This is a genomic window from Bacterioplanoides sp. (genome assembly GCF_965219715.1).
Classification (GTDB): Bacteria; Pseudomonadota; Gammaproteobacteria; order Pseudomonadales; family Oceanobacteraceae; genus Bacterioplanoides.
The window spans coordinates 189,801-215,168 of sequence record NZ_OZ244785.1; the positions used below are offsets into that span (position 1 = coordinate 189,801).

Genomic DNA, 25,368 nt, shown 5'->3' on the forward strand with positions numbered 1-25,368 from the left:
CCTGAGGTTTATTATTGCGCGATACTGTTCAGGTACGCTTTGTCAGAAATCTCGGTCCAGCGGCGAACTTTCTTCATGTAGTTTGCCTGTGAATCCAGAATTTCTTTTGCCAGAGGATCGGCAGCGGCTTTTTCTGCCAGCAGGTCTTCGTTAGCTTTACGCATAGCGCTCATAACCGGTTCCGGGAAGGTTTTGATCTGAACGTTTTTGTACTCGTTTTCGATCTTAGCCAGGTTCTCACCAGACTCGTGGTAAGACTGAACGTACATGTCGTAAGCGGCGGTACGCATCGCTACGCGCAGGATTTCCTGCAGGTCGGCTGGCAGACGATCCCAGCTGCGCTTGTTGATCATGAATTGCAGTTCAGTTGCTGGCTCATGCCAACCGGTGTAGTAGAAAGGTGCAATCTTGTGGAAGCCCATACGCAGGTCCAGAGAAGGGCCTACCCATTCCAGTGCGTCGATGGTGCGGCGTTCCAGAGCGGTGTATAACTCACCCGCTGGGATATTGGTTGGCTTAGCGCCCAGTTTTGCCAGAACTTCACCTGCGAAACCCGGAATACGCATTTTCAGACCTTTCAGGTCGTCCAGGGTTTTGATTTCTTTCTGGAACCAGCCACCCATTTGGTTACCGGTGTTACCGCCAGGGAAGCTCAGCAGGTTGTATTTGCTGTAAACCTTCTCCATCAGCTCCATACCGCCGCCGTAGTAGAACCAGGAATACTGTTCTGGCGCAGTCATACCGAATGGCATGGTGGTGAAGTACAGAGTCGCAGGTACTTTACCTTTCCAGTAGTAAGACGCAGAGTGGCCCATGTCGTACTGACCGGCACGAACCATATCAAAAATGCCCAGTGGCGCTTTGTGCTTGTTCTTTGAGTCGATAGTAATTTTCAGACGACCTTTCGACATCTTCTCGGCCATCGCGGCCATGTTACGAGGAGCATCGCCAAATACCGGGAAGTTGGTTGGCCAGGTTTCGGCCAGCTTCAGACGGTACACTTTTTCTGCTGCCTGGGTAGGGGCAACGATAGCAAGGGTGCAAACACCGGCTGCAAGCCAGCGTTTCATACGGTTCAGGCTGATCATTTTGTTGTTATCCTTTGCAGGTTTTGTTGGGTAACGGTTTGAATAAACCTTCTCCGGAAGTTGGCTTATTCAACTGACTTTCGATAGTGCAGTGCTGGCCTGATTGAGCCTATTCGCACGAGTGCGGCCTACCTCCGCTCTACTACGGGTTTTAACCAGTCGACTACTTATCTTGGCTGGGTGTAACTACGTAGTGGTTAAGATTGATAAGCCGCGCCAGCCCAGTTATTAAGGGCTTTCTCATGGTATGACCAATGAACCAGATTTTGTGATGCGACTTTGGTAGAAATCCACTGAAAATCAGGGATATTCATCAGCTTAGCTGATGATTTCCAGCTTTCAGGCAACGCTTTGATGATGTGCAGTACACGCCGGAGTGCCCCCTTTAGCGATATGGGAACACAGCTGATCGCACTGTTATCAGTGTTGAAAAAAGTTGATAGAAATATTGATGACAGTGTGACTATTGTTGGTACGGCTTCAGGATGCGCGCCATTGTGCCGTTAGCCCGTATGGCCGCCAGGCCTTTATTAAATGCAGTGATAATGGCGCCGGCCTTAGGGTTCTTACTGGCAACGGCGACATGCAGCTGGTTAGTGGTTAAAGCGTTGTTGCTGAACTCTATCTTTTCCAACAGTGATGGCGCTTCACGGCCAATGGTTGTGCGTGCAACCAGTTCATCGTCCAGTGTCAGGCTGATGCGATGACTGACCAGCTTTTGCACATTAGAGATCAGACTGTTGGTTTCTGTCCGTTTAAAGCTGTCGGCGTTGAGAAATGCATCGTCATAGCCATAACCACGAACGACGCCAACATTTTTACCATTCAGACTGGTGATATCGTGATATTCAAACGTGTCGCCTTTGCGCTTGATAAATTTAATCGCGTTTTCGAAATAGGGCTCACTGTAGTCGTAGAATGCAGAGCGCTCTTCAGTCCACCAGGCGCCGAGTGTGATGTCGTACTGCTGGTTCTTTACGCCAATATTTACCCGCGCCCAGGGAGCGCGATACAGCTGCAGGGAATAACCCTGTGAGGCAAACGCCGCGCGGGTAATCTCAAGGGCGACGCCGCTTTCTGTCTCGGCATCAAAGAACGGCGGCCAATCGCCATAGGCCGCTGTAATGGTATCTGCCCGGCAAAACCCGGAAAGCAGAAACAGCAATGTCAGGCCTGGCAATGATCGCATCGGTTGTACCTCAGGTACGTTGTGTGGGGCCATCAAACCCAGTATAGAGTGCTCATCTGGGTTTGTTAGAAGAGAAAGCAGGGTAGAGTATTTAGTGGCGCCTGACCACAGGCATAAAAAAGCCCGGCATAAAGCCGGGCGAGGTCCTTCAACGCGGTGAGTGCGCGATTGAATTGAAGTTGGTTCAGGCGGCCGATTCAGCGCTTTCAGGTTGCGGTGGCGGGAAGGCCGTTGCCGGATTCTGTCTGATGTCGGCTAATGGCCGGGCAGCTTTTGAGAAACGCAGTCGTGGATCGCTGACTTTACCGAAGCGCAACATAAGCAGGTCAACGGCGTAGTTCTGCGCCAGCTTCCAGGGTATTTTTGAGCCCTGTTTCGGCGCTTTATCCAGTGCTCGCTGAATATAGCCGGATTCCATATCGACAAACGGGCGGTGTTCAACGCTGTCGTCGAAGTTACGTGGCACCACAACGCTGTTGCCGGTTTTATCCATGTGATTCAGCAGACGGCACATCCACTCGGTGATCAGATCGGCTTTTAAGGTCCAGGAGGCATTGGTGTAGCCAAACACCATACCGGCGTTGGGCAGGTCTTCCATCAGGAAGCCGCGATAGACCATCTTCTCCTTGGCGACCAGAGGTTTGTTATCGATCTGCACTTCCATTTTGCCAAACATTTCCACGTCCAGACCGGTGGCTGTAATTACGATATCAGCCTGCAACTTTTCTCCGGATTTAAGTTTAATGCCGTCTTTTGTGAAGGTATCGATATGATCGGTAACCACGGATACTTGTTTTTCGCGAATGGCTTTAAACAGATCACCATCCGGCACGGCACATAAACGTTCATCCCACGGGTTGTAACTTGGGGTGAAATGTTTCATATCGAAATCGGCACCGACCTGTTTCCGCGTCAGTTTATAGATCAGCTTGCGCGCGTGATTCGGGAAGGTCTTACAGTAGTTGTACATCAGCAATGACAAGCTGATATTACGGGTTCGGGTGATGCGGTAAACCCACTTTTCCGGAAGCAGTTTGCGCAGGCCGTTGACCATGGCATCGTCCTGGGGAATGGTCATGACATAGGTCGGCGAACGTTGCAGCATGGTCACGTGACCGGCTTTTTCGGCCATTGCCGGAACCACGGTAACGGCGGTGGCGCCACTGCCAATCACCACAACTTTTTTGTTGCTGTAATCCAGATCTTCCGGCCACTTTTGAGGATGAATAATCTGACCGGCAAAATCGGAGATACCCGGGAAGTCGGGGGTATAGCCATGGTCGTAATTGTAATAACCAGTACAGCACAGCAGGAAGTTACAGACGTAATGCTTTGTGGTTTCGCTATTACTGTCTCTGACCGTTACTTTCCAGACTCCGGCTTCACTGTCCCAATTGGAATTAATCACACGACTGCCATAGCGAATATGACGGTCGATGTCGTTTTCATCAGCGGCCTGGCGAATGTATTCACGGATATCTTTTCCGTCAGCAATGCCTTTGGCATTGGTCCAGGGCTTAAAGTTGTAGCCCAGAGTGTACATGTCCGAGTCAGAACGAATCCCTGGGTAGCGGAATAAATCCCAGGTGCCACCCATGGCGTCACGGCCCTCAAGGATGGCGAAAGTTTTTTGCGGGCAGTCTTTTTTCAGGTGACAGGCGGCGCCGATACCAGACAACCCGGCGCCAATAATAATCACATCAAAATATTCAGTAGCAGACATCGCGGTGAGCCTTATTGTCATTATGGTGCAGATGGGCGCTACTGTGCGCGAATCGCCCTACGCTGAACAGGTGATTCAGCGTCAGCTTTTCAGTGATTCAGCGTCAGCCGAGAAGAGCTTTGCTGTTAATCGCGGTCTTGCTGTTTGTAGGCATTGGGGGTTAAACCGGTCCAGCTTTTAAACGATTTACTGAAATTTGAACCGTCACAAAAACCCAGTTGTGCAGCGATGTCTTCTACCGACAGGTTGCTGTTGCGCAGCAAATCGCAGGCTTCCTGCTGGCGCACTTCGGCTTTCAGTTGCTGGTAGGTTTTTCCCTGTTGTTTTAAGCGTCGTTGCAGAGTACTGGCTGACATATACAGCTCGCCTGCCATTTTCTCCAATGATGGCTTAATGCCGTTGGCGCTGCGGATTCGTTCGCGTATTTCATCCAGCAGGTCTTTTGGTGACAAATCCTGCAGCTCCGATTCACAACGCTCTGCAGCAATGCGTGATAATTCTGCATTACCGCCTTGTAGTGGCAGGTCAAGCCAGCTATTGGGAATACACACCTGCATTTCAGGTTTGCGGTAGCGGGGGATACAGAGATTAAAGGTTACCGGATCTTCGATCTGTTGAGGTTCGTCGCTGGTGACATGGACCATCACTTTGCCGCTGAGGCGGTGGCGTTTCAGCAGCTCCGTCATAATAAAATCGACATTGCCCATAATCGAAAACTCAAAGAAGGTATCCACCATTGGCATAACGCCAGGTTGATACTTCTGATCGTGTAATACCCGCACGGTTAAATACTCATCGCCGGGTTGCAACTCGGCCGAGCGCACTTCGGTACGGGTTTTAATAAACTGTACCGCCAGCTGAATCACATCCCTCAGTGAGTGGCAACCCTGGATGGCAATGCCAAGAAATCCGTGGGATGCGGTTGCCATAAAATGACCAAATTCCACCGCCATATGTTCAGCCGGGAGCAGCGTTGTTGCGAGGTTATTCACCATATGATGCATGGCGGTATAAGGCACACGGGTGGGTGGTTTTAACAGATCTTCCAATCCTAGCCCGGTATTCTGCAGTAGTGTTTGAGCTTCAACGCCACGCGCTAAAGCAAAGTCCCGCATCGAGGTGATGTAGTCGCCGGAAAAGGTTAACGAATCCTGATGTTCATCTGTGCGCATAAATACTCATCATCGGCTGTACAGCGTTGTATTTTTATTGTTTGGCAATTACGTGAGGTGATTTTACCGACATGGCTGACTTGAGAGCACCATAAGATTGAAATCCGATCACCTGTCGCTGTTTTGCCATTTTCGGCAAATTATACCCTGCAATTGGTAACTAAAAACAAGTGTCGATAACAGGTGAAGCAATGACAGACTTTGCAATAAACAATAATAAAAGCGTAACCGATAGCGGATCTGAAAACGTGGCGGTTGAAATTAAGCCACGCCGTATGAATTTTCCTTTTCAGCAGGTTAAAGCGAGAAAATTCTTTAATAACAATACCTTGTTATCCGCCTTTGGTGCGGTGTTGTCCGGTACCTTTCCTCCGGGAGAGGCGGAATTTATTGCTTCCGTACGTTTATATCGAGACCGTATTGATAACCCGGAATTAAAGCAACAAATCAGCGGCTTTATTGGTCAGGAAGGCCATCACAGTCATCAGCATGGTCGGGCAAATAAAGTACTGCAGCAGCTGGGCTGGGATGCGCCCTGGGTTGAACAACGGCTGGCTGCGGATATCCGTAAACGTAATAAAAACAAACGCCTGGGGAGTGATAAATTTCGTCTGGCGTTAACCGCCGGACTGGAGCATTTAACCGCGATAATGTCGGAATATATGTTAACGCATCCCCAGGTGCTGGATGATCTGGATCCAACAGTACGTGAGCTAATCTTCTGGCATGCTGTTGAAGAAATCGAACACAAAGCCGTAGCATTTGATTTATTTATGCTGTGTGAAAACGATCAGAAATATATGCAGCGGGTTTTGCGCCTGGGCACCGTGATGTTTATTACCAAAATTCTGCGGTTAATGGTGCGCTTGATGTGGAAAGCTAAAACGATTCCTTCCTGGCGTGAAGCAAAACAGTTCTGGCAGTTTATGTTTGCTGAGAATGGATTAATCACCCAAGTAAAAACGCCATACAAAGATTATTTCCGTGAAGGTTTTCACCCATGGGATCACAATAATCAGGAATTAATCGATATGTGGAAAAAACAATATTATCGCGCGGATCACGATAAGGGCAGTGAGCAGTATCGTAGCGATACTGTTTGAGCCAGGTCGCTCAATTGAAGTTTTTTAGTGAAATTGATTGAGCGGCAGCACAAAAATTCCGGAACATTTCTAACCGTGATATTCGGTATTGCTGTATTGCAGCCTGCCTGACGATTCAGGCATGCTGTTTTCGTCTTTCTGTCAGGCGGAGTCCGGATTATGGATCAGGAAAAGCAGCACTTTCTTAATGGTGGCGAGCAATACGCACGTTTTCGCCCGGATTATCCGGCGGAATTAGCGGCAGAGCTTTCGGGGTTGTGTGAAGGGCATGAGCTGGCACTGGATGTCGGCTGTGGTAGCGGTCAGCTTACCCGGCTATTAAGTCCTTATTTTACCGAAGTCGTTGGTAGCGACAGCAGTGCGGGCCAGATTCAGCACGCGGTTAAAGCCGATAATATCCGCTATGTGTGTGAAGCAGCTGAGCAGATTAGCTTGGAGGATCACAGTCTTGATCTGTTGGTGGTGGCACAAGCCGCTCACTGGTTTGACCTTGATCGTTTTTACCGCGAAGCACGGCGTGTGTTGAAGCCCAGCGGAATGATTGCGTTGGTGAGTTACGGAGTGCCTTATCTCGAAGATGCGGCCAATTCAGTGTTTCAGCAGGGCTACTGGCAGCGGGTTCATCGCTTCTGGCCAGCCGAACGCCAACATGTTGAAAACGGTTATCTGGATCTGGCATTTCCGTTTGATCCGGTTACCCTGGCGCCTCTATTTATCCGCCGTGCGCTGAATTATCCGCAATTAACCGGATATATTCAGACCTGGTCGGCCTACAAGTGTGCAGTAGAGCAACAACGTACGGCAGAATTTGAGGCGTTTTTCCGTAACCTGGAACGAGCCTGGGGCCCGGATTTGCAGCAAGCAAAAACGGTCACCTGGCCCGTATCGGTTAAAGCAGGGCGGGTGAGCTAATCAGGTGCCGGGCATCGTCAGAATCAGTGTGCCGGTTTTGCGGCCGCTTTCTGCCCGGTGATGAGCCGCAGCAATGTTTTCTAGCGAGTATTCGCTATCAATCACGGCTTTCAGTCGGCCCTGCAGAATTAATTCGGCGAACCATTCGATATCCGCTTGCTGCTCTATGGCGATATCCATGACCAGACGCTTTTTTTGCCATTTCAATAAACGGGCGATGGCATTAATAAATGCCTGACGCATTTCTTTCAGCCCCCCGGCGATGGCCAGATACTGGCCTTGTGGCGTGAGGCAGGGTTTTATCTGGTTAAAATCGGTTTTACCAACGGTATCCATAATGACATGCCACGGTTGTCCTTCTTGGTGTTGGTTAACAGCCGGGAAACCCTCCTTGGTGTAATCAATCACCTCGTCAGCGCCAGCCCGGGTTACTAAATCGGCATTGCTTCCGCTGCAGACTGCGGTGACGCGTGCGCCGAGAATCTTCCCCAACTGTACGGCGTAAATACCAACTGCGCCGGATGCTCCATATACCAGTAACTCCTGGCCCGGCGCCAAATTCGCTTGTTTTTGCAGGAAATGTTTTGCTGTGACGGCACCAAACGGAATGGCAGCGGCCTCCCTAAAAGAAATATTTCCGGGTTTAATCGCAATCGGTGCATCTTCCGACAGACACAAATATTCTGCGTTGGCACCCAGGCTCAGACCGGTGGCGCCGAACACCTCGTCACCTACCTTAAAACGTTTTACGTTTGCGCCGGTTGCGGTGATAACGCCGGCCAGTTCAGAGCCTAATATCGTTAATTTGGGTTTAAACAGCCCATTAAAAAAACGTGCGGCAAACGGGTCTGCTTTGCGTAAGTGCCAGTCGCCGGAGGAAACGCTGCTGGCTTTTATCTGAATCTGTACTTCATCATCGGCGGGTTGGGGAATGTCCATGTCTTCCAGCTGTAAGACTTCCGGAGGACCATAACGTCGGTAAACGGCAGCTTTCATGGTGATTTTCCTGTTGGCTAAATGAATGACCACAGGGTAGATGTTTAATCTGACGCTTTTTTGATAATTTGTGCGTCGAAGTCGTTGCCGTGGAGAAACCGACATGACCACCTTTACCCACGATGCTGAACTGATTCAGCAGGTGGTGGACCATATTGAAAACCACCTGGCGTTGCAGCAGGCTGACGAACTGAGTGTTGCCCACCTGGCGCAACAGGTTGGTGTTTCACCCTGGCATTTTCAGCGTTTGTTTAAAACCTGGGTTGGTGAGACGCTGGGGAACTACATCCGTGGCCGGCGTTTATCGGCGGCTGCGCAGCAGCTGTTACACGGCAGCGACAGCATTATTGATATCGCGTTTGCAGTGGGGTTTAACTCGCACGAGGCTTTTAGTCGCTCGTTTAAGAGTCAGTATGGTTTGCCTCCGAAGCAATTTCGACAACAGGCGCCGGCGGTGGATTTACAGCAGAAGCCGGTGCTGAGTCAGCAGCTGTATCAGCACTTAAGCGAAGAGATGCAGCGTCAGCCGGAAATCATTACCCGCCCGGAGTTAACTCTGCAGGGGTTTAAAACCCGCATTCCGTCACCGTTTCTGGTTGAAGGCAGTTATTGCCATTTACTGGAAAACAGCTGGCGTCAGTTGTTTTCTCACCTTGATCAACTTCCCGGTCATGTTCCACATACCATGATGGGTATCACCATCAGTGACAGTGGCCGCTTCGATGAACCGGAACTGGATTATATGGCGGCAGTAGCTTTCGATGACGCTGCTGCTTTGCCTTCACTCGGCGCTGGCATGTCTCGTTATTCATTGCCTCAACAAACCATCGCCCGATTTTCAGTTGCCAGTGTTGATATTGATACTGTCGGCAAAACCATGGATTACATCTACGGCTATTGGTTACCAGACTCTGGATATCAGCGCGCCAGCGGTGATGATTACGAACTGTTCGAAGAGGTCATGGATATGGACTTCAGCAATATCAAATCCAGTTACGTGATACCGGTATCCGCTCTACCAGAAAGTTCTTAGAGATCTATTGTTTTGTAGACAAAGCAATGACTTGATGAAATTTGGCGCGTTCTGGCAAGGGAAATCAGCCTTTGCGGACAAACTAACTATTTTGTTATGCTGAGAACTGTTTAGAGTACTAATGAGTTGGTAACCCTTTTATGGCAAGTTCGAACGACAAGTACAGTATTGAAAATACTGATTACACAATAGGGCAGGACAATGTACAGAAATGGGGGTTTGACGTTCATAACCCGGTTTTTGGCATCAGCGCTGCGCTTATCACCATTTTCCTGATCGCGGTATTAGCGGTTGAACCGGAAACCGCAAAGAAAGCACTGGATGGCCTTAAATGGGACATCATTGGTACGTTTGATAGTTTCTTTGTCTGGTCGGTAAATATTCTTTTGCTGTTTATTGTCGCCATATGTGTGTCTCCTTTCGGCAAGATTCGTTTAGGTGGCGAAAATGCAGAAGCTGAGCACTCGTTGTTATCCTGGTTTGCCATGCTGTTTGCTGCAGGTATTGGTATTGGTCTGATGTTCTGGGGCACCGCAGAGCCGCTGGCGTACTACACCGGCTGGTATAAAACGCCTTTGGCGGTCGAGCCAAATACTCCTGAGGCACTCGATCTGGCGATGGGTGCCACCATGTATCACTGGGGTTTCCATGCCTGGGCGGTCTACGGCATCGTTGCGTTATCGTTAGCCTTTTTCGCCTATAACAAAGGTTTACCGTTATCGATTCGTTCGGTGTTCTATCCGATTCTTGGCGATCGCACCTGGGGCTGGGCAGGTCACGTGATTGATATTCTGGCGGTACTGGCAACCTTATTCGGTTTGGCTACATCTCTGGGTTTAGGTGCTCAACAGGCGGCGGGTGGTATTAACCATGTGTTTGGTCTGGAAGGTGGCGTTGGTCTGCAAATTCTGGTGATTGCGTTTGTGACCTCATTGGCGATCGTTTCGGTTGTTCGTGGCCTGGAAGGCGGCGTTAAAGTGCTGAGTAACGTCAATATGGTGATGGCGCTGGCATTTTTACTGTTCGTGATGTTCACCGCGTTTGGCCCGGCGATGTCGAACATTCCGACTACCGTGATTTCCTATTTCGAATACATCATTCCGCTGAGTAACCCTCATGGCCGTGAAGACGAAGCCTGGTTGCAAGGCTGGTCGGTGTTCTACTGGGCCTGGTGGGTATCCTGGTCGCCATTCGTTGGTATGTTTATCGCTCGTGTTTCCAAAGGTCGCACCATTCGTCAGTTTATTGCTGGTGTATTGCTGGTGCCAACCGCGATTACCGCAATCTGGATGGCTGTATTTGGTGGCGTTGCCATCGATCAGGTCATCAATAATGTCGGCGCGCTGGGAGCGAATGGGTTAACCGAAGTGTCGATGACAACTTTCCAGGTGCTGGACGAGTTGCCACTGGCGAGCATTGTGTCGGTTATTGCGATTATGCTGGTGATGGTGTTCTTTATTACTTCTTCTGATTCCGGTTCGTTAGTGATTGATAGCATCACGGCGGGTGGCAAGATTGATGCGCCGGTGCCACAGCGTATTTTCTGGGCAACGGTTGAAGGTGCAATTGCAGCCGCGCTGTTATGGATTGGTGGCACAGAAGCCATGCAGGCATTGCAGGCCGGAACCATTTCCACCGGTTTACCATTTACCTTTGTATTGCTGCTGATGTGTGTGAGCCTGATGATGGGCTTACGGACAGAGAAGCGCTAACCAGGCTATCTCGATTCGTTTGGAATTAACGAAAGCCCTTGCTCTGAAAAGAGCGAGGGCTTTTTTATTACCTGGCCTATAACCAGATATCGCCGATCTTTGTATCGCACCTGAGGTGATAAGCTGCCTGTGCCTGAAATAATTCAGCCGTGGCAATCGCATCGGTTAATGCATGATGGGGGGTATAGCAGGGTAGGGAATAGCGCCGACGACAGTCCCATAAACGAACTGAATCTAATGGCTGCTTCAGCAGACGGCCAATAAGCCCCTGTCTTTGCCGTAGTGCATCAATTTCAATCTGCATGGTATCAACCACCGGAAATTCAAGCGTTTGCTGAATACGCTCCATCAGCGCGTAGTGAATAAATTCACGCTCAATGTTTCTGTGATGAACCACTACAACACGCCCGGCCAGAGCCGCTAACAATGGTTCAAGAATCTGCTCCAGATCCGGAGCCGTTTGTACTTCATCATGGGTGATGCCATGAATAATAACCGACTCCTCTTCCAGTGGCTGGTTGGGTTTAACCAGCCACTCGGCACTGTCGCGCAATTGAATTCGCTGCAGAGTAAATGGCACCAGGCCAACACTGATGATGTCGTCCTGTTTCGGGTCAAGCCCGGTGGTTTCGAAATCGAGCGCAACCAGCGGCGTGTTGCTCAATTGGGTTTCTGCGCTAACCATGCCAGTGTTGTAGTAACCCTGCAGGCGTGAATCGTTGACCCGTTGCCGGGAAAATTTTTCCGGCCAGTTGATATTGGTCATTTAACGCACATCCACCGGACGACCGGATTGATAACGGAATTTTAAAAACGCCTGAGCCTTATCCAGCACCTGAAACGCTTCTTTTAAATTACGTCGTTCAAAGGTGGATAAATTGTCCGGTTCAATATTGTTATCTGGTTCAATGGCATTTTCGATATCCAGTGCCTGGTGACGAATCCTTACCATGGCGATGTATTCCAGTGCATCACTCAGATCGCGGGCTTTGCCCGGCGGCAGCAGTTTGGAATCTTTAATATCGTCCAATCGTTCAAAAGAATTTTGTGCGCGTGAACCAATCGCCAGTGCGTGAACCCGGATAACATCGGATAAAGGCGCTGTACCCCGGCGTTTTAAATTGATGGAGTTTTTGTGCTCGCCATCCTGTTCCATCACAAAGCCTTTAAAAAAGCCCAGAGGAGGAGTGCGGTTGAGTGAATTCCGGGCCAGATAGGCGAGGAATTTAGGAGACTGTTTGGCTTTTTTACTGACAAAATTACTGAGCTGTTTGGCCCACTTTTGCTTACCATAAACACCATCGAGATCAAAAAAGATGGACGAATGAAGTAATGCTTTGGGAGACGGATTTTCGATCCAGTCGCTGAACTGTTGTTGCCACTGTTTAACGGTTAAACGCCATTCCGGGTTTTTCGCCATAATGCCGCCGTCGCAATATTTATAGCCGCACTGTGCCAGGCCGTCACAAACAAACTCTGCCAGCTGGCGGAAATACTCATCGTGTTTATCAGGCTCAAAACCGTTGTCGAGAATAATGGCGTTATCCTGATCGGTAACAATCAATTGCTCGTCACGCGCCATTGAACCCAATGCCAGGAAACAGTAGGGCACCGGTGGCGGGCCGAATTTTTCTTCTGCCAGTTCTAATAAACGTTGTTTAAAAGCACGACCAATCACCGCCATTGCAGAGCCAATCATATGTGAATTCGCGTCTTCATTAACCATGCGCAAAAACACATTGGGTAATTGTTGTGATAACTCGGCCAGATCTTCGATACAGCTCTGGGATAAAATACTGCGTACAAACAGCAAGCTGTTTTGCGATTCGTGCTGCACGATATCGGACAGCGCGATAACGCCAATCGGTTTGGAGCGATGAACAATCGGCAAGTGATGCACGTTCTGACGCAGCATAGTGAGCATGGCTTCAAACACGTAAGCGTTGTCGTCGATGATGACCATATCGGCGGACATAATGTCGCCAGCGTAGGTGGTTAATGGACGCCCTTGCGCCAATACCCGGGTACGTAAATCCCGATCGGTGATGATGCCAACAACCTGGCCATCGTCATCATCCGGGTCCGCTGCAATTGGTTTGTCAGGGTCGGTTACCAGGATGGAAGAGACGCGCTCTTCGGTCATGGTTCGGGCAATTTGCGGAATATCGGTATCGATGGTGACTGATACGGCTTCGCGGCAAATCAGAGATTTAACTTTGACGGTTGTCAGGTCATTGCCTTCCGCTTGCTGCGAAATAGCCTGGCGCAATAAATCGGTGCCGTCGCTTTCGAAAAAGTCGGAAAAGAAATCGTAGCGCTCGCATAATTCATCGAATAAGTCAGCGGGGATGCAATACAGCAGGGTATCTTCGATGGCTTTGACTGGATAACGCACCTTACGATTCATAAACAGGCCAAAATGACCAAAGGTGTCGCCACGATCCAGGCGGTTATAAAGGTCGCCGCTGCGGCGATAGGTTTCTACCGCGCCACTGCGAACCAGATACAGGTCGTTAATCGGATCGCCGTAATTGAGGATTTCCTGACCAGCCCGCACGTAACTGATTTCTGTCTGGTGGGCTAAATTACCCAGGGCGTCTTCTGGCAGTTCTGCAAATGGCGCATGATCCTGCAGAAAACGCATCACTTCGAGGATTTCGGCTTGCATCGTTGCGCTCCGGTTTATGATTAAGCAAAGGCTAACATGCGAGCAGGGTGGACAAAAATAATTTCCTCAGTGGTTGGGCTGCTGCTTAAGCGTTTTGTACTCCCTGATGTTCAATCAGTTTCTGAAATGCCTCGCTGTCTCTGAGCATGTTAAAGCTACTGTCGACCTCAGCCTGCAGGCGCAGTGATTCGGATTTCTCAATCGCGAACGCCAGGTCTCTCAGTGCTTCTTCTGTGAAACCCGATTCAGAGTACGCACAAGCCCGTTGATAAAGTGCCAGGCTGTTATGCGGCTCAATATCCAGTGCGTGGTTAGCAAGACTGGTTGCCCATTCTGCTTGTCCCAAAGCCAGAGCAGCATCAGCTTTGTAGGTTAGTGCTTCAAGGTCGTCCGGGCGCAGTGACAGTATCTGGTCATAAAGAGCAATTTTGTTTTGCAGGCTACCTTCCTGCGAGGCCTTCAGCCACAGCGAATGGATTTCGTTGGTCAGCTCAATTTCCTCCTGCGCTGCCTTAATGTGTTTGGATTTTCTGCTCAGTTCTTTTTCCAGTGCTTCCAATCGTTCTTCATACGATGCAGTAATCCGGTGAATTTCCTCATTGGCGTAGGAACCCACTCGTTCTTTTACGTCGCGTAATGAATTCCAGCCAATGATCACCAACAGAGACGATGCACCTGCCAGCAGATAAAAGAAATACGTCACGGTATCTGTCGCGTACGTTAATGCCCGGTCGGCAAGCTCGATTTCCCGGTCGACAATCTTGGTTGTCATCTCAACGCGCACATCGGCAATACCCTGTCGCAGGTTTTTAACTTCGTCCAGAATATAACGCTCGGTAAAAGCGCTATAGAGTGGTTTATCCAGTTGATTGACGTGTTGCTCTGCCATTTGTTGTTTGCTTTCTTCAGAAGCTGGCTGAGTAGTGGCAGATACTGCCGGGCTCAATAGGCACAGCAGTGCAAGTATTAACCAGCGTCGTGTTCGTATCACTTTGGTTAAGCCAACTTTTTCTGCCATAAGGCTGACTCCTCCACAAATTGTTCGTGTAACGCTGACACTGCCTGGCGATAATCTTTTTCTGCAATAAGAAACATAATATCCACCTGACGCAGTGCCTGGTGTGCAGAGAGAATGCTGACGCCTGCTTGAGCCAACGCCCCCGATGCTTTTTGCATCAGGCCGGGAATATTCAGGTCGCTACCAATAGCACTGACCAGTGCGAGTTTCTCGGCACGGATATCCGCTTCGGGATAGTGTTGCTGCAGTTTGTCGAGTAAGCGGTGTATGCGGCGTTTATCACCACGTAAATAAAAGGTCACCGTATTGGCGTTGTAGTCTTTGGTCAGAACGCGTAACCCGGATTCTTCAACCAGGTTATTCATTGGTTTTGCGTATTTGGGTTCACCCACCATATCCTGATCAAATAATTCAATCGCCCAAACACCCTTGGTACCGGCAATGATTTCGACCTTTGGTGTATCGCTGCAGTAGTCATTGCAAATAACCGTTCCGCTGTGCGTTGGTTCGAAGGTATTTTTAATGCGAAGAACAATATTGTTTTTTCGTAGCCCTGATGCTGCGCGGGGATGAATCGCTTCCATTCCGAGGTTTGCCAGCTGGTCAGCAACATCAAAATTCGTCAAGCCGATTGGCAATATTTTATCTGTACCAACCAATGCCGGATCCGCAGTACTTAAATGATATTCTTTGTGAATAATGGCTTCGCGCGCTTTGGTAATCGTGGCAATTTTACTGAAGGTCATTTCGCTGTAGCCACGGTCGAATGTTTTCATCAGGCCTTCGCGGCATTGCGTGTATCCGGTAACAATGGGCATTTGCTCCTTCAGGTTCACGTCACGGAAAGCTGTTGTTATGGTCTCATTAAGATCCGGTTGGTGTTCAGAGCGCCAATTAGTCAGGTCAATGAAGGTTGCATTAACCCCTTGTTGGCGCAATAGCAGCGTTGAATTAAAAGCACTGTGTGATTCGCCCAGGCCACTCAGCATTTCGCGGACCTGATGCAAATGATCTTTCAGTTGAAAAGTACCGAAATCACACACGGTTTCGAGGTTTTCAAGGCAGGCTCGCGTATCTGCAAAACGCTGGATAATAAAGCGGTCGGCGCGTTTGCGCTGAGTAGAGTTATCGAAAATGATGGCGTTCTTGGCCAGCATGGTTTCCAGAACCTGGTCGAGCTTGGCCTGCCAGGGCGCGTTTTCATCCATCTCTGAAAACAAGGCATAAACACCGGGCTCTCCGGTCTTTTTGTGCTCGAGTAATGCATTGGTCATTCCTGCATAGGCAGAGACAACAAAGATGCGTTGATAAAGAGTTGTATTTCTTCCATCTGGTTTGTGAGGGCGTAACCAGATATTTTCCATTACGTGTTGATGCTGGCTCATTGAAGTACCGCCAATTTTTTCGACGGTATGAATATTGTGTGTTAGTTCAGACATAACTTCCCTGCAACGATGTGATTCGTGATTAAAAATTAAATAAATGCCAGAGCAGCCCGGAATCAGGCTGCCTGATTGAAAAAATGCAATATGAGGAGAGGGTGACGTCAGTCGTGACTTTCCAGAGCGTAGGCTCCGTTTTTGTCATGGACTTCTTTACCAATCAGCGGCGGGTTGAAAACGCAGGCCATTTGCATGTCGTCGCTGGTGGCACGTAATAAGTGTTTGTCGTTTTTATCCAGGATATACAGTGTGCCCGGATGTATTTCGTAGATTTCGCCGTCGGCGCAGGTTTCGACTTCACCATGGCCGCTGATGCAATAAACAGACTCCAGATGGTTTTGATACCAAATAGGTGTTTCGGTGCCAGCAAAAATGGTTGTGATGTGGAACGAGAAGCCCATTTTGTCGCTTTCGAGCAACATACGCACCGATTCCCAGTTACCACCATGAACGCGGCGATCTGATTTTTTACATTGGTCGAGTGTTCTGACAATCATAACGACACCTCCTTAAGACGCTTTGCTGATTTGTTCTGCCATTGCGTCTGCAACACAGTCATGCAGAATGTTCAGGCCCTGTGCTAACTCGGTCACAGGAATCGTTAACGGACACAACACTTTTACCACCTGACCATGGGAGCCACTGGTTTCAATAATCAGATTGCGCTGAAAAGCCAGCTCGGTAATGCGCTCTGCGGTCTGACCGTCGTTAAACTCTAGGCCCTGCATCAGCCCGCGGCCCTTATGTTTCATCTGGCCACCATGTGCCGCCTGAATGCGTTTCAGTTGCGAGCTGACCAGTCGTGCTTTTTGTTGAATTTCGCGACTGAATTGATCGTTCCTCCAGTATTCTTCCAGTGCACGACGAGCGGTGATAAATGCGTGATTGTTACCGCGAAAAGTACCGTTGTGTTCGCCGGGCTTCCAGATATCCAGATCTTCTTTCAGCAATACCACAGCCATCGGCAGGCCGTATCCGCTCAGGGATTTTGACAAGGTAACAATATCGGGTTTTATGCCTGCTTCTTCAAAACTGAAAAATGTTCCACTACGGCCACAGCCTGCCTGGATATCATCCACAATCAGGACCATTGAATAACGACGACAAATGTCTTCCAGGCCTTGCAGCCATTCTTTGCTGGCAACGTTTAATCCGCCTTCGCCCTGGATGCATTCCACGATCACCGCTGCCGGATGGCCGATGCCTGATGAAGGGTCCTGCAGTGCTTTTTCGAAATATTTCAGCGTGTCAAAATCGCCCATATAACCGTCATAGGGCATAAACTGAACCCCTGGCAATGGCATGCCAAATGATGCTTTATATTTTTCATTGCCGGTAACTGCTGCAGCTCCCTGAGTTACGCCATGAAATCCATTGGTAAATGAAACAATGGTTTGGCGGCCGGTATTTTTACGGGCAATTTTTAATGCGGCTTCAACAGCATTGGTCCCTGTAGGGCCGGTGAACTGCATTCGGTAGCGCATGTTGCGCGGTTGCAAAATCAGATCACGGAACGTTTCCATAAATGCTGCTTTTGCTTCGGTGTGCATATCCAGACCGTGGGTCATCCCATCTGACTCTATATAGTCAATCAGAGCCTGCTTAAATTTAGGGTTGTTATGGCCATAGTTGAGAGTGCCCGCACCGCCCAGAAAGTCGATGTACTTCTCATCGGATGTATCGGTTAATAACGCATTCTGAGCGGAGCTGAAGGTCACAGGAAATGAGCGACAGTAGCCACGTACGTTCGATTCCATTTCATTAAAAATTGTCATAGTGATTACTCCCCTAAATTATCAGCAGAAAAAAAAGTAAATGGTCCGATTTCGACCAGTTGCTCACTGTCGTGGCGGTTATCAAAGTGACGTTCACGATCAAATAACATGCGCATGTGAATATCAGCGCCAAGATCCAGCGCCAGCCTTCGGAATGTCTGCCAGGATGCTTTGTTGTCTTCCGTGATGCTGGTGTGAACGTATCGAATTCCGCTCAGGCGCTGTAACAGTGTGTGCAGCATGCGAGGTGCTAAGCCATTGCCACGAAAGGCCGGGTGAACAGCAATTTGCCAGATAAATAAAGTGTCAGCGTGTTCTGGCAGCCGATACGCCGAAATAAAGCCAGCCAGCTGATCATTGATTTCTGCCACAAGGGAGGTGTTACGAAAATGGCTACATTGCAGCAGATTGCAGTAAAGCGAATTTTCGTCGAGCGGTTTACAGGTTTTTATCAATTCGAAAACACTCACGCCGTCGTGGCTTTCTGGTTTTCTGAAATGAAAGTAGTGAAGTGCAGTGTCTGGGTTGGAAGTGGATTGTGATTTCGTACAGTTAACGTCCATTAGTGAGAGGGAATCGCTTACCAGTCAAGCTGTTACGAACCCTTTATTTGTTTAGAGTACTAAACAATATACCAGCAAAATAAATATTTACAACTCTAAGTAAATTTTGGATTTTTCATAGGTTGTTGTTAGTTAAGTGATTGATAAATATGGATTTAATCTGTATTTATGATTTTGTATTCGAAGTAATCTGTTGGTTTTCTTTTGAAAATAATTAGAGATCTAATTAAAAATCATGATGTTTAGGCAGGTTCAAGCAGGGCAGGAATAAAGAATGGCAGGCTGTGAAAACCTGCCTGGAGAGGGGGCAGAAACACTGGAGTAAGCCAGGACAAACAAACGAAGCTTAAATCAGTATCTCACCTTTGAGGTAGGTGACGGCATTGCCAGAAATAAGAACACGTTTGCCTTTGTCCTGGCAGGTCAGAGTTCCAACTCGCGACGATAACTGCAGCGCTTGTAACGAAGTTTTATTCAACCGCTCACTCCAGAAAGGAATCAGCGAGCAATGAGCAGAGCCTGTGACCGGGTCTTCAAAGATATGCGCCTGAGGAGTAAAAAAGCGTGAAACAAAATCGACGTCGTCTCCCCGTGCAGTTATACAGACACCACCTGGATCCAGGTTGATCTGGTCGAGAACTTTCTGATCCACCTGCATGTTACGGATGATGTCTTCAGATTCAAACACCAGCACATAGTCGCGTGATTTCAATACTTCGATTGGTGCAGTATCAAAAGCGTTAATAATCGCTTTGGGAACTTCAGACATTTGAACAGGCTCAGGTTTGCGCGATGGAAAGTCGAGCGTTAGCAAATCATCATTCCGTGTGACAATCAGGTCGCCACTTTTTGAGGAAAACGTGACCGAATTCAGTTCAGTCTGCAGGTAATTAAATACAACGTAGGCTGAGGCCAGTGTCGCATGGCCGCATAAATCCATTTCGATATCGGGTGTAAACCAGCGAATTTCGTATGTGTTTTTCTGGAAACTATTGTTGCTGACTTTTATAAAAGCGGTTTCTGGCAGAGCGTTTTCCATTGCAATACTTTGCAGGACTTCATCAGCCAGCCAGTTCTCCAGCGGGCAAACTGCTGCCGGGTTACCACCAAAGGTTTTCGATGTAAAAGCATCAATCTGGTAGATAGGAAGTTTCATCTGGAATCTCATTGTGGAAGCACACGTAATTCGATAATCCGGTATTAGTGTTTGGGAATTAGATGAAAACCTCAATAAACCACTTAGGCTGCATCTGATCAAAATCCGTGCGTACGTTGCAAGGCAGGTAACTGGCAGAATCGAGTACGGTGGTTTGCTCTCCATCGCGCTTAAACACCACCCAATGCCAGAAATTCTTTCCGTTTTTCTGGTGATGCTTAATAGCCAGCAGGGCGCAGTCTGGTAACGATTCCCAGTTGTTAAACGGGGTTTCCTCGGGGGAGGTGGTCACACCCGACTCGGTTAGCAGGCGGCGTACATAGTGCGTGTCCGACCAGAGATTTTCGTCGTCTGCAAAAATTCCCAACTGGTTAGCAATGACTTTCATATCTTCGTAGCTTTTGCCAAGAATATTAGCAGCGGAAGCGATACCGCAGCCGGTGGCTTCCTGTTGGATGACTGAGTGCATGTGACGACTGGCTCTTAGTACGGGTGATTAAATCTAACCCCGTAAGATTAACATACTAATGACACAGAGCATTATGAATGCGAGTGTGGGCCATGACGAAAGTCGATGGGAGTTAATCCGGTTTCTGCCTTGAAAAAGCGGCGGAAACTGCCGGTATCCTGAAAGCCTAATTGTTGAGCGATATCGTCCTGGCTGAGTTGGGTGTACATCAGTAACAAATGAGCCTGCTCCGAGCGATACAGTTTCAGCTCGCTATTGAAACTGGTATCCGCTTGTTTAAGTCGGCGCTTCAGGGTGGTTGCGCTGGTGTGTAGCCGGGAGGCGCATTTTTCCAGCTGAAACTGCTGTTTGCCGAATAGGCTGTGCAGTGCATGTAATTCGCCGGTCAGAATCGGCATTTGCTGCATCTGACCTTTCAGCAGGGTCACCATATTGTTGGTGATCACCGGATTGCTGGCATTACTGTTGCTGATGGGCGTTTGCAGATAACTCTGATGGACCTTTAAGGCGTAACACCAGTAACCGTATTCGATATTCTGATCAAATGCCGCCTGACTGATGTCGTTGTAGTCTGGTTTTTGATGTTGCAGGTAAATGCGGAAATCGGCCGTGCCGGATTTAATTAAATCGCGGAATTCCGCCAGGCTGATGATGGCCTGATAAATCGCCAGAAAAAAACATTCGATAAACTTTTGCGTAATCGGGTCGCGGCTGAATTCCGGACGCAGTAACAAAATAACGTGTTCGTCGGTGTCGTGTTTCTCAACATAAAATAAGGCGGTGACCAGGTTTTTAAATTTCACCATCAAATCCAGTACCTGATCCCAGCCGGAGCAATTCATCACCGCCAGGCTTAATAATCCATGGCTGGCCAGAGTCAGGCGCTGACCCATCAATATGCCCCAATGGGGCGGACAATGCTGTTCAACCAGACGTGCCATTGCCCGGTACTGGTGCCAGCTGATGAGTAATTCGCTGTTGCTTATATCCTCATTACTGAGCCCGGCTGCCTGCAGCAGGGTGTCACCGGACAAGCCATATTCCTGTGCTAATGCATACAGCTGTGCTGGATGCAGGTGCCAGGGAAAGACCGGGCTATGAACATCAATAAACTGGCTCATGGTCTGATTTGCATGCTCTTGTCGGATTCAAACGGTTTAGTAAATCCCATGATAGCGGTGTTTGTGGCAGATAGATTGGCTTTGGCGCCCGTGAGGCTGGTCCGATCTGCCTTGGTAGGTGCTGCAGCCTGCGGGCACAATGTGACTAAATCGCCTGATGAGAATAATGATAATGACCCAACCTGCTGATAACTCTGCGGCTGCGATTCGTGACAGCAAAACCAAACCATTACACGCCAGCGCTTGTGTATTGTGTTCGATGAATTGTGGCTTACAGCTGGATGTGGAAGACAACCAGATCCTGCGGATAAAAGCCGACGATACCAACCCGATTACGCTCGGCCACATTTGCAATAAGGCCTACAGCGTTAATCATTATGTGCATCACAAACAACGCCTTTCCGGTCCGCTAAAGCGGTCGGCCGATCAATCAGGGCACCAGTCGGTAAGTTGGGATAATGCCTTATCGGAGATTGGCCATCGCCTGCGCCAGATTGCCGATATTCACGGTGGCGACAAAATTGCGATGGCTGGCCTGGGTGGTCAGGGTAATCACTCGGATGTATTGCACGGTCTGGCGATGCTGAAGTCGTTCAAATCACCGTGGTTTTTCAGCGCCTATGCGCAGGAAAAAACCCAACATCACCTGGTGGAACGCTGGATGTTGGGCTCACCGCCACACTCGATGATTCACCCGGACCCATGGAACAGCGATGTTCTGGTGGTGATTGGCTGTAATCCGATTCATTCCAATCGGGGCTACAAAACTCAGGAAAACCTGCGTGAATTCAAAAAGCAGGGCAAACAACTGATTGTGATTGATCCGCGTAAATCTGAAACCGCACGCAAAGCGGATATTCATGTGGCGCACAAACCAGGCACTGACGTCTGGTTACTAAGTGCGATGGTGTCGCTGGTGGTGAATAACAACTGGATCGATCAGTCGTTCGTCGTTAATCACACCCGGGACTATGATGAAATCCTGAATCATTTCCGTGGCCTGGATATCGACGATTTATGCCAGCGTTGTGATGTTGAACCTGAGCAACTGTTGGAAATTACCAGAGCTTATGCGACCGCTGATAAAGGCAGTTTATTCTGGGATACCGGGGTGGAGTGGATTCCCAACACCACGCTGGTGAGCTGGTTGCTGCGGGTATTGCTGACCATTACCGGTAACTTCGGGCGCCCAGGCGGTAATACGTTACGCCCTGGTTTTATGGCGGATGGTCATTTGCTGGAAAGCAAGGTTCCGTTTGTGGCTCCGGCATCCGGCATCGTGGGCATTCCGGCGTTAGGCCCGTTTGAAATGTTCTCGCCGAATTTATTAGTGGACGAAATTGAAGCCGGCAATATTAAAGCGCTGGTGGTTTCCAGTGCGAATCCGCTGCGCAGCTATGCCAACAGTGAAGCGATGAAAGCTGCGTTTGCCAAGCTTGAATTGCTGGTTGTTATGGATACTTCTTATACCGAAACCGCCATGGAAGCGGATTATGTACTTGCGTGCCCAGGCGGCTATGAGAAATGGGAGTGGACCACGTTTGGTCGCAAATTCCCGAAGTTAACGTCGCATTTACGCCCACCGGTTATTCAGCCAATGGGGGATGTTAAAACCGAAGCGGAAATATTTCATCGTATTGTTGAAGCTTCGGGTGGCCCGGCCAAGGCTCCGAAATGGCTGAAGATGCTCGGGAAAAAAGGCTGGGAAAATCCGCTGATTGGTCCGGCGATTATTGCAACAGCGATGGTCGAGGCAAAGGCGAATCCGGTTCAGGCTTTTGTGCGTTGGGTTAACTGGAGTTATGACGCATTAGGGCATTCAATGCCGCAAGGAAAGAACGGCTTATTAGCGGCGAAGAACGCTACAACTCTGTGGCTGACTTGCCAGTTGGCGTCGTTCACACGCTTCCGTCAGTTCGAAAATATTCCAACGAAAAATCCGTTTAAATTGGGAACACAATGGTTCCGTCAAATTGTCGATAATCCTAATGGTACCATCCTCGCAACCTTGCCATGGGAATGGCATATGAACGAAGCATTGGGTCATAAAGACAAAAAGATTCGCTTATATCCGCAGGCATTAAGAGCGGCATGGCAACGGGTTATTAATGAGCAACCGGTGTTCAGTGACGAATATCCGATTTGGCTGGCGGCGGGGGAGCGCAGTCCCTGGACTGCCAATACCATTCAGCGTGATGGCTCCTGGCGTAAAGGCCGTGCCGGGCGGTGCTTGTTAAAAATAAACCCGGAACAAGCAGCAGAAATGGAACTCGCCAACGACGATTGGGTTGAACTGGAAACCCTGAGTGGCAAAGTACAAATGCAGGTGACGCTCGATAAAGGCATGCGCCGTGATAATCTGTCTATGCCTAATGGTATGGGATTGTTGTACCCGGATGAGCAGGGCGCGTTAAAGCCTTACGGAGTGAATACCAATGATTTAACGCATTACCAATGGCGTGATGAGTTTACCGGTATTCCATTTCATAAAACCGTGCCGTGTAAGGTGACTAAGTTGATACAGGTGGAAGATGTATTAACGGAAGAAGCTGAGGCTTAAATCCGGTTTGGTTGAAAAAGGAAAGGACGCTGTGGCGTCCTTTTTTATTGCCCGTTGTCTTTTATCGGTTTGTTCGTTGTCAGCAGTACGGCTTTAACATTGTGCCCGATCAGCTCGGCTTGTGGATCTTGAAAACCACTTTGCTGGCAAAGAGTTTTGGCCAGCTCGGGAGAGAGTGGGGCATTATTGGATGATTTATTGCCATACGTTTTTACGTAGCGATACTTCAGCGCCAGCTGATTTAAGAACGTCATACCGTGCAAGGTAAAGCTGACGACGATTAACCGGCCACCATCTTTCAAAACACGTAGGCACTCAGATAACAGCGCTGGTTGATCCGGCACTATATGCAGCAGATTCGCCATAAATACGGTATCAAAAGAATTATCCGGGTATGTCAGGTTAAAACAGTCAGCCTGTTCAACCTGGATATGGTGGCTGGTGTTAAAGCGCTCTCGGGTAACCGCTACCATATCTTCTGATAGATCTGTGGCAACGATTGCTGTCGCTGCCGCAGCGATACTTTCGGTGTAAGTGCCATTGCCGCAGCCTAATTCGAGCACGTTGCCAAGTTCTGCGAATGACGCCAGCGCTTCTTTAACGGCGCTGATGTCTTTGAGGCCGACAACGTAGTTGTTCTTTTCTTCGAAGCTGGCGGCAAACTGCTCCCATGTATTGATTGTCATTGATGACTCCTAATGCGATTGAATGAATCGGCATACAGACGTCATCTGTGTGGTGTTCTCTCGTGAGCTACTTTTTAATTGATGTTTATGTAATCAAATTGGATTGTGCAGTATCTGGCTACATATAGCCAGAACAGGAAGCCCGCTACTAGTCCTTTTCGGGGCTGGCTTGTGTCGATTTGCAGGATGGGTAGCCGGAGCAGCCCCAGAATTGTTGACCGGTATTTTTACCGCGTTTTGCTGTTCGTAACACCATGGCTTTACCACATTTGGGGCAAGACTTCTCACTAGCAAGGGTATGGCGTTTCTTCAGGCTCTCCAGGTGTTGTTTATGAGTTTCTCTGGATGGCACCAAACGAAGGGTCTCTATTGCAGATATAAGCTGCTGCACTTCAGATTCTGAATATATTTGCTCATTAAAAGAGCGGATATACCGAATATAGCCTACTCCGCGTGTAACATTTTCGGGCATTGGTGTTTTAAATGTATTATCGCCAACAAATACCACGACGGAATGGATATTCTCGGGTGGAGTTTTAAGTGTTTCTTCGATGGCTTTTACATGTTTGTAATTCTGACGAATCGGGTTCTGAAATTGGTAGCTCTTTTTGTAAATCTTTTGAGTCCACTGTGGCTGTCGTTCACTACCAAATATCCAACCCTTCATATTTTTGGTTTCTACAACAAAGATACCGAAACGCGATATAAACAGGTGGTCGATTTGGGTGGTTCCGTCGGCTGTTGCCAGTGTGACGTTATGGATGGGGTGGTAAGTTGTTTTGGGAAGGGTGAGCCTGGCAATCAGGCGAATTATGAGTTCACCCGATATTCCCTTGAATACAGGCGACTGTAAAAACGCTAGCGCAAAAAGAATAGGTAGTAGCCACCAGAGTTGCAGTAGTTCATTAATGATAGGTGTGAAGTCCATATCGTTTTCCTGGGAATATAGGTGCTAATATACACTCTAAATCAGAATCTATGC

General features: G+C 48.7%; 22 protein-coding genes. 5 read left to right on the plus strand and 17 right to left on the minus strand.

The genetic code is table 11. The features are described from left to right. Positions 1-11: 11 nt before the first annotated feature. The 4 genes from ACOQOZ_RS01380 to ACOQOZ_RS01395 all read right to left on the minus strand — a co-directional run bounded on the left by ACOQOZ_RS01380 (position 12) and on the right by ACOQOZ_RS01395 (position 5,172). Positions 12-1,070: a TRAP transporter substrate-binding protein gene (locus ACOQOZ_RS01380; protein WP_420592449.1), complete on the minus strand. Its 1,059-nt coding sequence runs from the start codon at positions 1,068-1,070 to the stop codon at positions 12-14. 481 nt (positions 1,071-1,551) lie between these two features. Continuing rightward, on the minus strand, positions 1,552-2,277 hold the full coding sequence (locus tag ACOQOZ_RS01385) for a substrate-binding periplasmic protein (RefSeq protein WP_420590492.1): 726 nt from the start codon (positions 2,275-2,277) through the stop codon (positions 1,552-1,554). Positions 2,278-2,461: 184 nt separating this feature from the next. Further along, positions 2,462-4,000, minus strand: coding sequence for a flavin-containing monooxygenase (locus tag ACOQOZ_RS01390; RefSeq protein WP_420590493.1), 1,539 nt, complete (start codon positions 3,998-4,000; stop codon positions 2,462-2,464). Positions 4,001-4,125: 125 nt separating this feature from the next. After that, positions 4,126-5,172: a helix-turn-helix domain-containing protein gene (locus ACOQOZ_RS01395; RefSeq protein WP_420590494.1), complete on the minus strand. Its 1,047-nt coding sequence runs from the start codon at positions 5,170-5,172 to the stop codon at positions 4,126-4,128. A 191-nt stretch (positions 5,173-5,363) separates the two neighbouring features. Here ACOQOZ_RS01395 and ACOQOZ_RS01400 point away from each other — a divergent pair, with 191 nt between their 5' ends. Together ACOQOZ_RS01400 and ACOQOZ_RS01405 are read left to right on the plus strand one after the other, a co-directional pair. Continuing rightward, positions 5,364-6,275: a metal-dependent hydrolase gene (locus ACOQOZ_RS01400; RefSeq protein ID WP_420590495.1), complete on the plus strand. Its 912-nt coding sequence runs from the start codon at positions 5,364-5,366 to the stop codon at positions 6,273-6,275. Between the two features lie 159 nt (positions 6,276-6,434). Further along, positions 6,435-7,187, plus strand: coding sequence for a class I SAM-dependent methyltransferase (locus ACOQOZ_RS01405; protein WP_420590496.1), 753 nt, complete (start codon positions 6,435-6,437; stop codon positions 7,185-7,187). Here ACOQOZ_RS01405 and ACOQOZ_RS01410 read toward each other — a convergent pair whose 3' ends face one another. Next, the gene (locus tag ACOQOZ_RS01410) at positions 7,188-8,183 is read right to left on the minus strand and encodes an NAD(P)-dependent alcohol dehydrogenase (RefSeq protein WP_420590497.1); all 996 of its coding nucleotides are present in this window, start codon (positions 8,181-8,183) and stop codon (positions 7,188-7,190) included. Positions 8,184-8,286: 103 nt separating this feature from the next. On the opposite strand from ACOQOZ_RS01410, the gene ACOQOZ_RS01415 reads away from it, so the two are divergent. Further along, a complete protein-coding gene (locus tag ACOQOZ_RS01415; protein WP_420590498.1) occupies positions 8,287-9,216 on the plus strand; it encodes an AraC family transcriptional regulator in 930 nt (309 codons plus the stop codon). A gap of 140 nt (positions 9,217-9,356) precedes the next feature. Next, complete coding sequence (locus tag ACOQOZ_RS01420) at positions 9,357-10,928, plus strand: BCCT family transporter (protein ID WP_420590499.1); 1,572 nt, start codon at positions 9,357-9,359, stop codon at positions 10,926-10,928. 76 nt (positions 10,929-11,004) lie between these two features. Here the strand turns inward: ACOQOZ_RS01420 and ACOQOZ_RS01425 are convergent, their stop codons facing one another. The 10 genes from ACOQOZ_RS01425 to ACOQOZ_RS01470 form a co-directional block, all read right to left on the minus strand. After that, on the minus strand, positions 11,005-11,694 hold the full coding sequence (locus tag ACOQOZ_RS01425; RefSeq protein WP_420590500.1) for a 3'-5' exonuclease: 690 nt from the start codon (positions 11,692-11,694) through the stop codon (positions 11,005-11,007). After that, the gene (locus ACOQOZ_RS01430) at positions 11,695-13,596 is read right to left on the minus strand and encodes a DUF294 nucleotidyltransferase-like domain-containing protein (protein WP_420590501.1); all 1,902 of its coding nucleotides are present in this window, start codon (positions 13,594-13,596) and stop codon (positions 11,695-11,697) included. It abuts the gene before it with no gap. Positions 13,597-13,681: 85 nt separating this feature from the next. Next, a complete protein-coding gene (locus tag ACOQOZ_RS01435) occupies positions 13,682-14,614 on the minus strand; it encodes a TPR end-of-group domain-containing protein (protein WP_420590502.1) in 933 nt (310 codons plus the stop codon). Further along, on the minus strand, positions 14,593-16,053 hold the full coding sequence (locus ACOQOZ_RS01440) for an aspartate kinase (RefSeq protein WP_420590503.1): 1,461 nt from the start codon (positions 16,051-16,053) through the stop codon (positions 14,593-14,595). The genes ACOQOZ_RS01435 and ACOQOZ_RS01440 overlap by 22 nt, the downstream gene beginning before the upstream one ends. A 107-nt stretch (positions 16,054-16,160) precedes the next feature. Beyond that, positions 16,161-16,553 carry an ectoine synthase gene (locus ACOQOZ_RS01445; RefSeq protein ID WP_420590504.1) on the minus strand — a complete coding sequence of 131 codons (393 nt, stop codon included), beginning with the start codon at positions 16,551-16,553 and terminating at the stop codon, positions 16,161-16,163. Positions 16,554-16,565: 12 nt separating this feature from the next. After that, the gene (gene ectB, locus ACOQOZ_RS01450; protein ID WP_420590505.1) at positions 16,566-17,831 is read right to left on the minus strand and encodes a diaminobutyrate--2-oxoglutarate transaminase; all 1,266 of its coding nucleotides are present in this window, start codon (positions 17,829-17,831) and stop codon (positions 16,566-16,568) included. A gap of 5 nt (positions 17,832-17,836) precedes the next feature. Further along, a complete protein-coding gene (gene ectA / locus ACOQOZ_RS01455) occupies positions 17,837-18,394 on the minus strand; it encodes a diaminobutyrate acetyltransferase (RefSeq protein WP_420590506.1) in 558 nt (185 codons plus the stop codon). Between the two features lie 346 nt (positions 18,395-18,740). Then, positions 18,741-19,550: a PhzF family phenazine biosynthesis protein gene (locus ACOQOZ_RS01460; protein ID WP_420590507.1), complete on the minus strand. Its 810-nt coding sequence runs from the start codon at positions 19,548-19,550 to the stop codon at positions 18,741-18,743. Positions 19,551-19,608: 58 nt separating this feature from the next. Continuing rightward, positions 19,609-20,019 carry a hypothetical protein gene (locus tag ACOQOZ_RS01465; RefSeq protein WP_420590508.1) on the minus strand — a complete coding sequence of 137 codons (411 nt, stop codon included), beginning with the start codon at positions 20,017-20,019 and terminating at the stop codon, positions 19,609-19,611. A gap of 71 nt (positions 20,020-20,090) precedes the next feature. Then, positions 20,091-21,140 (minus strand): AraC family transcriptional regulator ligand-binding domain-containing protein, encoded by a 1,050-nt coding sequence (locus ACOQOZ_RS01470; protein ID WP_420590509.1) that lies wholly within the window; start codon positions 21,138-21,140, stop codon positions 20,091-20,093. Between the two features lie 172 nt (positions 21,141-21,312). On the opposite strand from ACOQOZ_RS01470, the gene ACOQOZ_RS01475 reads away from it, so the two are divergent. Beyond that, on the plus strand, positions 21,313-23,700 hold the full coding sequence (locus tag ACOQOZ_RS01475) for a molybdopterin-containing oxidoreductase family protein (RefSeq protein ID WP_420590510.1): 2,388 nt from the start codon (positions 21,313-21,315) through the stop codon (positions 23,698-23,700). Between the two features lie 44 nt (positions 23,701-23,744). Here the strand turns inward: ACOQOZ_RS01475 and ACOQOZ_RS01480 are convergent, their stop codons facing one another. Next, on the minus strand, positions 23,745-24,386 hold the full coding sequence (locus ACOQOZ_RS01480; protein ID WP_420590511.1) for a class I SAM-dependent methyltransferase: 642 nt from the start codon (positions 24,384-24,386) through the stop codon (positions 23,745-23,747). A gap of 148 nt (positions 24,387-24,534) precedes the next feature. After that, entirely contained in the window at positions 24,535-25,314 is a 780-nt protein-coding gene (locus ACOQOZ_RS01485; protein ID WP_420590512.1) for an NERD domain-containing protein, read from the minus strand. Positions 25,315-25,368: the final 54 nt, after the last annotated feature.

What these genes read in the sequence shown, in the direction of transcription:
- ACOQOZ_RS01380 (WP_420592449.1), bottom strand. Translation starts at nt 1,070, where the DNA reads ATGAAACGCTGGCTTGCAGCCGGTGTTTGCACCCTTGCTATCGTTGCC.
- ACOQOZ_RS01460 (WP_420590507.1), bottom strand. Translation starts at nt 19,550, where the DNA reads ATGAAACTTCCTATCTACCAGATTGATGCTTTTACATCGAAAACCTTT.
- ACOQOZ_RS01480 (WP_420590511.1), bottom strand. Translation starts at nt 24,386, where the DNA reads ATGACAATCAATACATGGGAGCAGTTTGCCGCCAGCTTCGAAGAAAAG.
- ectB (WP_420590505.1), bottom strand. Translation starts at nt 17,831, where the DNA reads ATGACAATTTTTAATGAAATGGAATCGAACGTACGTGGCTACTGTCGC.
- ACOQOZ_RS01475 (WP_420590510.1), top strand. Translation starts at nt 21,313, where the DNA reads ATGACCCAACCTGCTGATAACTCTGCGGCTGCGATTCGTGACAGCAAA.
- ectA (WP_420590506.1), bottom strand. Translation starts at nt 18,394, where the DNA reads ATGGACGTTAACTGTACGAAATCACAATCCACTTCCAACCCAGACACT.
- ACOQOZ_RS01430 (WP_420590501.1), bottom strand. Translation starts at nt 13,596, where the DNA reads ATGCAAGCCGAAATCCTCGAAGTGATGCGTTTTCTGCAGGATCATGCG.
- ACOQOZ_RS01405 (WP_420590496.1), top strand. Translation starts at nt 6,435, where the DNA reads ATGGATCAGGAAAAGCAGCACTTTCTTAATGGTGGCGAGCAATACGCA.
- ACOQOZ_RS01485 (WP_420590512.1), bottom strand. Translation starts at nt 25,314, where the DNA reads ATGGACTTCACACCTATCATTAATGAACTACTGCAACTCTGGTGGCTA.
- ACOQOZ_RS01415 (WP_420590498.1), top strand. Translation starts at nt 8,287, where the DNA reads ATGACCACCTTTACCCACGATGCTGAACTGATTCAGCAGGTGGTGGAC.
- ACOQOZ_RS01470 (WP_420590509.1), bottom strand. Translation starts at nt 21,140, where the DNA reads ATGAGCCAGTTTATTGATGTTCATAGCCCGGTCTTTCCCTGGCACCTG.
- ACOQOZ_RS01400 (WP_420590495.1), top strand. Translation starts at nt 5,364, where the DNA reads ATGACAGACTTTGCAATAAACAATAATAAAAGCGTAACCGATAGCGGA.
- ACOQOZ_RS01385 (WP_420590492.1), bottom strand. Translation starts at nt 2,277, where the DNA reads ATGCGATCATTGCCAGGCCTGACATTGCTGTTTCTGCTTTCCGGGTTT.
- ACOQOZ_RS01445 (WP_420590504.1), bottom strand. Translation starts at nt 16,553, where the DNA reads ATGATTGTCAGAACACTCGACCAATGTAAAAAATCAGATCGCCGCGTT.
- ACOQOZ_RS01435 (WP_420590502.1), bottom strand. Translation starts at nt 14,614, where the DNA reads ATGGCAGAAAAAGTTGGCTTAACCAAAGTGATACGAACACGACGCTGG.
- ACOQOZ_RS01395 (WP_420590494.1), bottom strand. Translation starts at nt 5,172, where the DNA reads ATGCGCACAGATGAACATCAGGATTCGTTAACCTTTTCCGGCGACTAC.
- ACOQOZ_RS01440 (WP_420590503.1), bottom strand. Translation starts at nt 16,053, where the DNA reads ATGTCTGAACTAACACACAATATTCATACCGTCGAAAAAATTGGCGGT.
- ACOQOZ_RS01425 (WP_420590500.1), bottom strand. Translation starts at nt 11,694, where the DNA reads ATGACCAATATCAACTGGCCGGAAAAATTTTCCCGGCAACGGGTCAAC.
- ACOQOZ_RS01410 (WP_420590497.1), bottom strand. Translation starts at nt 8,183, where the DNA reads ATGAAAGCTGCCGTTTACCGACGTTATGGTCCTCCGGAAGTCTTACAG.
- ACOQOZ_RS01420 (WP_420590499.1), top strand. Translation starts at nt 9,357, where the DNA reads ATGGCAAGTTCGAACGACAAGTACAGTATTGAAAATACTGATTACACA.
- ACOQOZ_RS01465 (WP_420590508.1), bottom strand. Translation starts at nt 20,019, where the DNA reads ATGCACTCAGTCATCCAACAGGAAGCCACCGGCTGCGGTATCGCTTCC.
- ACOQOZ_RS01390 (WP_420590493.1), bottom strand. Translation starts at nt 4,000, where the DNA reads ATGTCTGCTACTGAATATTTTGATGTGATTATTATTGGCGCCGGGTTG.